A 9,476-nucleotide genomic window follows, 5' to 3' on the forward strand; every position below is an offset into this window, starting at 1 on the left:
GCGTTGAAGACTCGCGACGGCCGAGGCAGGAGCCCCGCCTGGCAGGTGACCGGCCCGGAGGGGTCTGGGTCGCCGGGAATGGTGGCGGGCCGGCGGTCGTTGCAGACGGTCCGGCGCGGTGAGGCCCCCGCCTCGTCCTGCTCGCCGGATTCCCCTCCGGGTTGCCGCTTCCGAGTCGGCCCCGGTCAGAGACTTTCCCCTTTTCGAAGCGCCGGTTGTGGCGCTGGCCCGTGCGCGTCCCCCCGTGTGCGCGTGTGGGTCACACCCCCGAAGGAGCTTTGATCATGAACACGTTGATGCGTAAGAGTGTGCTGGGTCTTGCTGGTCTGGCGTTCGCCGGTGGTGTGGTCGGTGGTCCGATCGCGGCGCATCATGCTGAGGTGGTGGATGCGCGGCCGGTGGCGGTGGCGCAGTCGGACAGGCCGGATGCGGCGAAGCTGGTTCCGCATGGCACGCAGGGTGTGCAGTCGCGTGTCGAGTTGGATGATGAGCAGGTCGCGAATGTGAAGGCGATCATCGCGGCGACGAAGAAGTCGGGTATGGACGAGCGGGCCGCGGTGATTTCGATCGCCACGAGTCTGCAGGAGTCGAAGTTGGAGAACCTGGGTCATCTGGGTGATGCCAACGATCATGATTCGTTGGGTTTGTTCCAGCAGCGTCCGAGTTCGGGTTGGGGCACGCCGGAGCAGATCACGGATCCGGAGTATTCGACGATGGCGTTTCTGAAGGGTTTGAAGCAGGTTGACGGGTGGCGGGACATGCCGTTGACCGAGGCCGCGCAGACGGTGCAGGTGTCGGCGTTCCCGGATGCGTATGCGCAGTGGGAGCAGCAGGCCGCTGATCTGGTCGGTCAGTACTGGAACAGCTGACAATCGCAGAGCATGATCGCAGCCGCCGGCCGGCACCCCATCCGGGTGCCGGCCGGCGGCGTTCTCCGCTGCGGGCACCCCGCGGCCCAGCCTCCGGAGCGCGTCCGATTCACTGAGCGCATGAGCGCACACCCATCCCCGCAGGCCGCGGTCGACGGCTCTGCCGCGACCGTCTCCTCGCCGGAGGGCGAGGCCGTCACCCCGACGGGCGGCGGCCCGGTCTGGGCCGCGGCGCGGGCCGCCCGTGCCTGGTTGGACGCGGCCAACGGGAACGGGGACGCGGAACTCACGTGCCGGATCCTCAAGCTCACCGAGGAGGCCGGTGAGGTGGCGGGTGCCTGGATCGGGTTGCGCGGGCAGAACCCCCGCAAGGGCGTGACCCACACCCGCGACGATGTCGCCGCGGAACTCGCCGACGTCGCCTTCACCGCGCTGGTCGCCATCGAGAGCCTCGGCCTGGACGCGCGTGCGGTGCTCGACCGCTGCGCCACCAAGGTGCACGACCGGCTGGCCCCCGCCGACCGGCCGCCGTCCTGAGCGGTTCCCCGGCCGGGCCGCCGCCGGACGCCTCGGCTCCGGCCGGGAGCGGCCACCCGCGCCGCGGGCGTCCCTGCTCCCGCCGACGGCCGGCAGGAGCAGGTCGGGAACGACTCCGAGCCGGGACGGGTCAGCGCCGGCGGCGCCGGCTGAGCAGGATGTCGACCAGCGCGGCGACCAGCCCCAGCGTGATGATCGCGGTGGCGACCACGAGGGAGTGTTCGAACGCGGCGGTGAAGTCGCCGTGGTTGCTGGCCAGCGAGGCGAAGAACGCCGAGCCGACAGCGGCGATGCCGGCGGCCGAGCCGATGCGCTGTCCGGTCTGGAGCATCCCCGCTCCGCTGCCGGCCTGGGGCACGGGCACCTGGGAGAGGGTGAGCGTCTGGTTCGGGGCGATCACCAGACCGCTGCCGATCCCGGCGAGCAGCAGCGGAGCCGCGGTCACCCAGGGCGCCGGAAGGTCCGGGAAGAGGCGCAGCGCCAGCCACGTCCCGGCGAGGCCGAGCACGACGCCGAGCAGCCCGGCGGCGACCAACGGCCGGCCCAGCCGGTTGACGAACCGGCCGCCGGCCGCCGAGGCCGCCGCCGAGCCGAGCGCGAACGGGGTGACGGCCAGACCGGCGATGAGGGCACTGTAGCCGTGCCCGTTCTGCAGGAAGAGCGTGAAGATGAAGAAGATCGCGGTGAACCCACCGAAGTAGATCAGGGCGATCAACGAGCCGAGGGTGTACGACCGGAACCCGAACAGCCGCAGGTCGAACAACGGTTGCCGGGTTCGGGCGTACCGGTGCTCCCAGAGGGCGAAGGCGACCAGGACCAGCAGCCCGGCGGGGATCAGCGCCCACTTCCAGGGGGTGTGCCACTGCTGCTCCTGCACGAGCGGCAGGAGCACCAGCACCACTCCGATGCCGAGCAGGATCACCCCGACCGGATCGAGGCGGTGCCGGTCCATGTGCTCCTTCCGCCCGGCGGGCAGCAGCCGCCAGCCCAGGATCACGGCGACGATGCCGACCGGCACGTTCACGAAGAAGACGTAGCGCCAGCCGTGATCCTCGCCGCCGAGCGCGATGAGCAGGCCGCCGAGCAGCGGCCCGACGGCGGTGGAGATCCCGATGGTCGCGCCGAGCAACCCGAACGGGCGAGCCCGCTCGGGCCCGTGGAACATCTCCTGGATGACGCCGGTGACCTGGGGGTTGACGATGCCGGCGGCGGCGCCCTGGAGGAGCCGGGCGATGACCAGCCAGGTGGGGGAGGGGGCCAGGCCGGCGAGCGCGCTGGTGATGGTGAACAACGCGATGCCGAAGACGAACGCGTTGCGCCGCCCCCGGACGTCGCCGAAGCGGCCGGCCGGCACGAGCGCGAGACCGAAGGTGAGCGCGTACCCGGAGAGCACCCACTGCAGGTCGCTGGGGGAGGCGTGCAGCGCCCGGTCCAGCGACGGTACGGCCACGTTGACGATGCTGACGTCGAGCAGCGTCATGAACGCGGCGACGAGGCCGACTCCCAGAGCTCGCCAGCGCCGCCGATTCTCCACCGGGTCGAGCTCGGCCGGTTCGTTACCCGCCGCGCCCATCGCGCCCCCCGTTGACCGTCGATCACGCATTTCTGACCGCTACCCCGGCCATCACGGGACGAATCGTCGCGCGACGCGCTCCCTCACGCCATCTGACGCGCGCAGAACCGGGGCCCGAAGTCCAGCCCGGCCATCGGCGAGTCCTCCCGGTGCAACAGCCCCTTCTCGGTGAGCAGGTGCAGCGGCGCGTTCAACTCCTCGGCGCTCAGCCCGGCTTCCTCGGCGATCAGGTCGGGATACGGCACCTGGCCGCGGGCCTCCAGCGCGGTGACCGCCTGGTACACCCGTTCCTCGACGTCCGACAGTTGCACCCGCTGCATCGCTTCCTCCTCGTACTCGCGTCCGCCGCCGTGCAGGCGGTTGCGCTGCGCCGGTTACCCCTTGGCCGCGTGAAGATGCCCACCCGATCGAGGGGTGATCCCGGGGCGACTCGGCGCGGCCTCCGGACCGGATCGCCGATGGGTGCCCTAGGCTGCTCCCGTGATCGTTTGGGATCTCGCCGTGGTCGGCGCCGGCCCCGCCGGGCTCTCCGCCGCGTACGCCGCGGCCCGCGCCGGCGTACGGACCCTGGTTCTGGAGCGGGCGGCGCACCCGCGTTACAAGACCTGCGGTGGCGGCCTCATCGGCACGTCGTTGGCGGCAGTACGGGACCGCATCGAGGTGCCCGCGCACGACCGGGTGGACCGGGTGACGTTCACCTGGGACGGGCGGCGGGGCTTCACCCGCGGGCATCGGGCGCCACTGGTGACGATGGTGCGCCGTGAGGAGTTCGACGACCGGCTGCGCGCGGCCGCGGTGGCCGCCGGGGCGGAGGTCCGCGAGCGTGCTCCGGTCCGCGCCGTCGAGCAGGACTCGGATGGCGTACGCCTGCGGCTGGCCGACGGGACGACCGTGCAGGCCCGGACGGTGATCGGGGCGGACGGCTCCTCCGGCGTGACCGCCCGGCACGTCGGCGTCCGGTACCGGCAGGTGGACCTGGGGCTGGAACTGGAACTGGAGGTGCCACCGGAGCAGCAGGAACGCTGGCGTGGCCGCGTTCTGCTCGACTGGGGCCCGCTGCCCGGGTCGTACGCCTGGGTGTTCCCGAAGGACGACCGGCTCACGGTCGGGGTGATCGCGGCGCGGGGCGAGGGCGAGCGGACCCGGGAGTACCTGCGCCGCTTCGTCGACCGGCTCGGTCTGGCCGATGCCCCGGCGGCGCACGACTCCGGGCATCTGACCCGCTGCCGGGCGGACGACTCGCCGCTGCGCCAGGGCCGCGTGCTGGTCGTCGGGGACGCCGCCGGTCTGCTCGAACCGTGGAGCCGGGAGGGGATCAGCTACGCGCTGCGCTCGGGCGAGTTCGCCGGCGCGGCGGTCGCCGAGGGGGATCCGACCGGCTACGAGCGGGCGGTCGGGGAGCGGTTGGTGCCGTCGATGCGCGCCGGTTACCGGCTGCTCGACCTCTTCTCGCGCCGGCCGGAACTCTTCCACGCGCTGGTGGCCACGCCTCCGGGCTGGCGGATGTTCGTGCGGTTCTGCCAGGGCCGGGCGAGCTTCGACGAGACGCTGGCCCGGCGCGAGGTGCGCGCGGTGCTGGCCCTGCTGGAGCGGATTCCGGCCGCCCGCCGCCGCGTGCCGACGTCCTGACCGCCTGCCCCGGCGCTCGGCCGGTGGACCGCCGTGGCGCCGGGCCGGGCTACGCCTGGTTCAGATAGGTGAGGACGGCCCGCACCCGCCGGTTGGTGTCGTCGTCGTCATCGATGCCGAGCTTGGTGAACATCGAGGTCGTGTACTTGCCGATCGCGCTCTCGCTGAGGAAGAGGCGGCGACCGATGGCCTGGTTGGAGAGCCCCTCGGCCATGAGACCCAGCACGGAGCGCTCGCGTTCGGTGAGGCAGTCGAGTCTCCGGTTCCGGGAGCCGCCGGAGAGCAGCTTCGCGATGACGGCCGGGTCCATGGCGGTACCGCCTGCCGCTACCCGCTGCAGGGCGCCGATGAACTGGTCGGCGTCGAAGACGCTCTCCTTGAGCAGGTAGCCGACGCCGCCTGCTCCGTCGCCCAGCAGCTCCCGGGCGTACAGCTGCTCCACGTGCTGGGAGAGGATGAGGACGGGGAGGCCGGGCATCTCGCCGCGGGCGGCGAGGGCGGCGCGCAGCCCCTCGTCGGACTGGGTCGGCGGCATCCGGACGTCGATGACGGAGACGTCCGGGCGCCAGGTCCGCAGCGCGTCGAGCGTCTCGGGGCCGGTGCTCGCCGTGGCGACCACCTGGTGCCCGTACGCCTCGATGAGACGGACCATCCCGTCGCGCAGGAGGTAGAGATCTTCGGCTACGACGACTCGCATGGCACCGCCATCCTGATTCGGGTCGGGCCGCCGGCAGGGCTGGTGATCTCCACAGTGCCGTCGAAGGCCGTCAGGCGGCGTCGCAGCCCCGCGAGCCCCCCGCCGGTGTGCATCGTGGCCGCGCCCCGGCCGTCGTCCTCGACTTCGACGACGAGGTGGTCGGCGTGCTGGGCGATGGAGACCCGCGCCCGGGACGCGTGGGCGTGTTTGACCGCGTTGGTGAGCAGTTCGGCGATCCCGAAGTAGAGAGCGGACTCCACCGGGGGCTCCGGGCGTCGACGGAGGTCGGCGTCGACGTGGGTGTCGAGCGGGATGTCCAGGGCGAGCGCCCGAACCGCGTCGACGAGTCCCCGCTCGGTCAGCACCGGGGGGCTGATGCCCCGGACGAGTTCGCGAAGCTCGGCGAGCGAGGCGCTGGCGCCGGCCCGGGCCTCCCGCAGGATGGTCCTGGCCCGGTCGGGGTCGTTCTCCATCAGCTTCTCCGCGGTCGCCAGCGAGAGCCCGAGCGCGACCAGGCGGGCCTGCGCCCCGTCGTGCAGGTCACGTTCGATCCGGCGGAGCTCGGCGGCCTGCGCGACCGTCGCGTTCGCGCGCTGGGCGGTCAGCTCGTCAACCCGGTCGGTGAGGGCCGCCGCGCGGGAGGGGCGCAGGAACCGGACGGCCACCGGCTCGAGGGGCCGCCAGGCGTACGGGGCGCTGGCGACGGCCACGACCACGCCGGCGGCTCCGAGCAGGCCCGCGCCGGGCCCCGGACGGCCGAGCCAGAGCAGCGCCGCAGCCGCCCCGACCGGCGGGAGGGACGCGATCAGGCCCGCGGTGAACGGCGCGATCACCGTGAACCGCAGGTCGCGCCACGTCGCGGGGTCGGTGTAGCGCAGCCGCCATCGCTGGTCCATGACCGCGTCCCGGCGGCTGCGCTCATAGGAGAAGCCGTTCCACCAGTAGCCGGTGGACATCCGGACCACCTGCGGGGCCGGGCGGTACCCGTCGGGGATGACGCTGGTGGTCCACCGCCGGACGAGGTGGCGAACCATCCGGCAGACCGGTCGGGACAGGGCGAGCGTGCCCAGACACACCAGTACGAACGGCGCTACCCAGGACCACGGGTTCGCCGGTCCCCACCAGATGCCCAACGCCACCGCGGCGGCCCAGACGCCCGGGACCAGCATCGTGACGGCCGCCACGGTGCACGCCCGCACGAATCCCACGCCCGCCCGGGCGAACCACGAACCCACCTGCCTCATCTCTCCTTCACCTTCCGCGCTCGGTGCTCCTACTGTGCATCGCGCGGAGCCCGCTACCACCCCGGCCGGTGGGGGAGTGGGGCCAGCCCCACCCCACCGTGCGTCCAGGCCCATACCGCCTCGGCGAGGTGCTCCGTAGCGTTCAGAAGCATGGAAATCGCCACGCACTTCACGGCCGAGGCGCGCCTCGACAGCCCCCACATCCGGCGGGCCTTCGGCGCCCTGAGGACCGGCATCAGGGTTTACGGCGCCCTCGGCGCGGCGGCCCTGCTGCTGCTCATCGTCCTGTCGAGCAGCGGCGTCCGGGTGAACACCTTCATGTGGGTCCGGGCGGTCCTGCTGCCGGTGGTCGCCGTGCTGATCTACCGGCTGGCGGTCGCCGCTTCCCGGGGATCGCGGCGGGCCTTCGAGCGGGTGAGCGCCCTGACCCTCATCATGCCGATCGCGATCATCGGCGTCGACCTGGTCCCCGGGATCTGCCCGTGGTGGTACGCCGGGATGCAGGTCGTCTGCCTGCTACCCGTCGTCCGACTCGCGTTCGTCACCCGCAGCCCCGCGCTGCGCTCCGCCTTTCCGCAGGCACGTTGATCAGGCTCCCGGACCGCCGTGCATATCACCCAGGATCCTAGGATGCCATAGCGGGTGTGACCCACCCGGCGAGAGCGCAGACGAGCTGCGGACGAACGGCCGACGCCCGCCGGCCGTGAACCGGGGCGAGAATGGGGCTGCCGAAGGAGGTGCCGAATGAACGACGCCCACGAAGACCCGCGCTTCACCGACGACGAGTACGCCTTCCTCCGACACGTCCGGTTCGGCGAGTTACCACCGGCGGTTCGTCCCGAGGATCGGATCGAGCTGACCGAGACCGACCCGGGCCGCGGCGCGCCGGAGGACGCCCCCGAGCGCTGGGACCTGCGCCACGGCTGAACCGCCCCGACCGGGCGGCCGGGGGACCGTGATCCGGGGCGCGTCGCGGCTCAGGAGCGGAAGACGCGGACGGGCCGCGGGCGATTCGCCCGCGGCCCGTCGTCACGGCTCCGGTCAGAACACCGGTACGCCCTCGCGCACGAGGCGCCAGTTCGGCCGGAAGAACTCGGCCGGGTCGATCGTCCCCTTCGCCTGTGCCCAGTCGATGAGCAGCTGGCGGATCTCCTGTTGCTCGTTGTAGACCTGGGTCTTGACGATGCCGGGGAAGTTGCCGCCGCCGCTACGCCGGTAGTTGTTCACCGCCACGACGAACTGGGCGTCGTCCGCCACGGTGGTGTCCGTGCCGGCCAGCACGAGCCGGGTGATCCGCTGGCCGACCGGCCGGGCGATGTCGATGTCGTAGTCGACGCCGGAGAGGGCGTCGTAGTTGTAGTCCGGCACCGACGGGTCGCTGATCTGCTCGGGGTCGACCGGGGCGCCGGGGGCGAGAGTGGTGAAGTACTTCGCCGAGTACTCCAGGTAGGCGCGCACCTCCGCGCCGCTGAGCACGACCGCCTCGAGGGTGTTGTCGAAGACGTAGAGTCCCGCGACGTCGCGGATCTTCACGTCACCGGCCGGGAAGACCGCGGTACGGCTGAACGGCGAGGCCTGGGAGAGCACCGGCAGGTCGGCGTACTGCGTGCCGGCCAGCGCGGTGGTGACCGTCTCGGCCTGGACGTGGTTGATGAAGTCGAGGATCGGGGTGTCCTTGTACCGCGACTCGACGGTGGACATCTCCACGGTGGCCTGCGCGACGACCTGGTTGACGTACGCCACGGTCTTCTTGTGCTGCGCGCGCACGGCGGCGAGGACCTTCGGGTCCTCCACCACGGTGTTGGTGTTCAGCATCGTGGCGGAGGAGCGCGTGATCGCCCAGCGGCCGTGCTCGCGGGCCAGGGTGAAGTCCATCCGGGTGAGGCGCTGGCCCCACTTGGAGGGCTCGGAGAGCAGGACCTGGCGGCCGGTCTGCTTGTTGGTCACGAACCGCTCGACGACCTCGTTGTGCGCGTGTCCGAAGAGGATCGCGTCGATGCCGGGGACCTGCTCGGCGATGAGGGCGACCGGGTTCTCGTTGGGCAGCTCGGGCCCGTAGCTGGACGTGCCGCTGTCGCCGCCGTGGGCCGAGATCAGGACGATGTCGGCGCCGCGCTGGCGCATGATCGGTACGTACTTCGCCGCCGTGGCGATCATGTCGTCGAAGCGCAGCTTCCCCTCGACGTTGGCCCGGTCCCAGACCGCCACCCCGGGGTTGGTGAGACCGAGGATGCCGACCCGCAGCGTCGGCGCCGCGAAGCCCAGGGCGACCTTCTTGATGACGTACGGCGTGAAGGCCGGCTTGCCGGTCCGCGCGTTGACGGCGTTCGCGGCCAGCGCGGGGAAGCCGAGCTGGCGGATCCACAGGTTCAGCAGGGGCAGGCCGTAGTTGAACTCGTGGTTGCCGAGCGTCACGGCGTCGTAGTCGATGATGTTCATCGCCCGCGCCATCGGGTGCTTCTCGCCGGTGCTGGTGATCGGCTCCTGCTTGGCGTAGTACGTGGCGAGCGGGGTGCCCTGGATGGTGTCGCCGGCGTCGAGCACGAGGGTGGCCTTGCCGCGCCGCTCGGCCCGGATTTGGTTGATCAGGGTGGCGAGCTTCGCGACGCCGATGTCGTTCTGCTTGCTGTCGTCGTACTCGGCGTCGCGGTAGTAGTCCCAGTTGTAGACGTTGCCGTGGGTGTCCGAGGTGCCCAGGAGGGTGAGGTCCCAGGTGCGCGGGTGGGACGCCCCGGCGGCCCGGGCGGGCGTGGCCGCGATCAGCGGGGCGGCGGCCGCCGCGGCCGCGGCCGCGAGCACCTGCCGGCGCGAGGGGCCGGAGGGAGAGGTCATGACGTGCCTTTCCATCGGAGGGGGCGCCCATGGTCGGCGCCGAAGCGCACCATAACCAGAGCCCGTCACTCCTGTCACAGCCGCCCGTCCCGTCC

Annotated in this window: 10 protein-coding genes; 5 read left to right on the top strand and 5 right to left on the bottom strand. The window is 72.0% G+C overall.

Translation table 11 applies throughout. The annotated features are described in order from the left end of the window. The first annotated feature begins 284 nt into the window (after positions 1-284). Both E1211_RS27270 and E1211_RS27275 read left to right on the top strand, forming a co-directional pair. Complete coding sequence (locus E1211_RS27270) at positions 285-869, top strand: hypothetical protein (protein WP_132352294.1); 585 nt, start codon at positions 285-287, stop codon at positions 867-869. Positions 870-989: 120 nt separating this feature from the next. After that, the gene (locus E1211_RS27275; protein ID WP_132352296.1) at positions 990-1,406 is read left to right on the top strand and encodes a MazG-like family protein; all 417 of its coding nucleotides are present in this window, start codon (positions 990-992) and stop codon (positions 1,404-1,406) included. Positions 1,407-1,536: 130 nt separating this feature from the next. Here the strand turns inward: E1211_RS27275 and E1211_RS27280 are convergent, their stop codons facing one another. Further along, the gene (locus tag E1211_RS27280) at positions 1,537-2,979 is read right to left on the bottom strand and encodes an MFS transporter (protein ID WP_132352298.1); all 1,443 of its coding nucleotides are present in this window, start codon (positions 2,977-2,979) and stop codon (positions 1,537-1,539) included. Positions 2,980-3,062: 83 nt separating this feature from the next. Continuing rightward, positions 3,063-3,299, bottom strand: a complete 237-nt coding sequence (locus E1211_RS27285; RefSeq protein ID WP_132352300.1) for a hypothetical protein — start codon at positions 3,297-3,299, stop codon at positions 3,063-3,065. A gap of 160 nt (positions 3,300-3,459) precedes the next feature. On the opposite strand from E1211_RS27285, the gene E1211_RS27290 reads away from it, so the two are divergent. Continuing rightward, the gene (locus E1211_RS27290) at positions 3,460-4,608 is read left to right on the top strand and encodes a geranylgeranyl reductase family protein (RefSeq protein ID WP_132352302.1); all 1,149 of its coding nucleotides are present in this window, start codon (positions 3,460-3,462) and stop codon (positions 4,606-4,608) included. A 49-nt stretch (positions 4,609-4,657) separates the two neighbouring features. Here the strand turns inward: E1211_RS27290 and E1211_RS27295 are convergent, their stop codons facing one another. Together E1211_RS27295 and E1211_RS27300 are read right to left on the bottom strand one after the other, a co-directional pair. After that, positions 4,658-5,305 (bottom strand): response regulator transcription factor, encoded by a 648-nt coding sequence (locus E1211_RS27295; protein WP_132352304.1) that lies wholly within the window; start codon positions 5,303-5,305, stop codon positions 4,658-4,660. Beyond that, positions 5,290-6,549 (bottom strand): sensor histidine kinase, encoded by a 1,260-nt coding sequence (locus E1211_RS27300; RefSeq protein ID WP_132352306.1) that lies wholly within the window; start codon positions 6,547-6,549, stop codon positions 5,290-5,292. The genes E1211_RS27295 and E1211_RS27300 overlap by 16 nt, the downstream gene beginning before the upstream one ends. A 150-nt stretch (positions 6,550-6,699) precedes the next feature. Between E1211_RS27300 and E1211_RS27305 the strand changes: the two genes are divergently transcribed. After that, positions 6,700-7,137, top strand: a complete 438-nt coding sequence (locus E1211_RS27305) for a hypothetical protein (RefSeq protein ID WP_132352308.1) — start codon at positions 6,700-6,702, stop codon at positions 7,135-7,137. Between the two features lie 156 nt (positions 7,138-7,293). Further along, positions 7,294-7,476: a hypothetical protein gene (locus tag E1211_RS27310; protein WP_132352310.1), complete on the top strand. Its 183-nt coding sequence runs from the start codon at positions 7,294-7,296 to the stop codon at positions 7,474-7,476. A 114-nt stretch (positions 7,477-7,590) separates the two neighbouring features. Here the strand turns inward: E1211_RS27310 and E1211_RS27315 are convergent, their stop codons facing one another. Then, positions 7,591-9,381, bottom strand: a complete 1,791-nt coding sequence (locus tag E1211_RS27315) for a bifunctional UDP-sugar hydrolase/5'-nucleotidase (RefSeq protein ID WP_132352312.1) — start codon at positions 9,379-9,381, stop codon at positions 7,591-7,593. Positions 9,382-9,476 lie beyond the last annotated feature (95 nt).

The sequence above is a fragment of the Micromonospora sp. 15K316 genome, assembly GCF_004348525.1.
Classification (GTDB): Bacteria; Actinomycetota; Actinomycetes; order Mycobacteriales; family Micromonosporaceae; genus Micromonospora.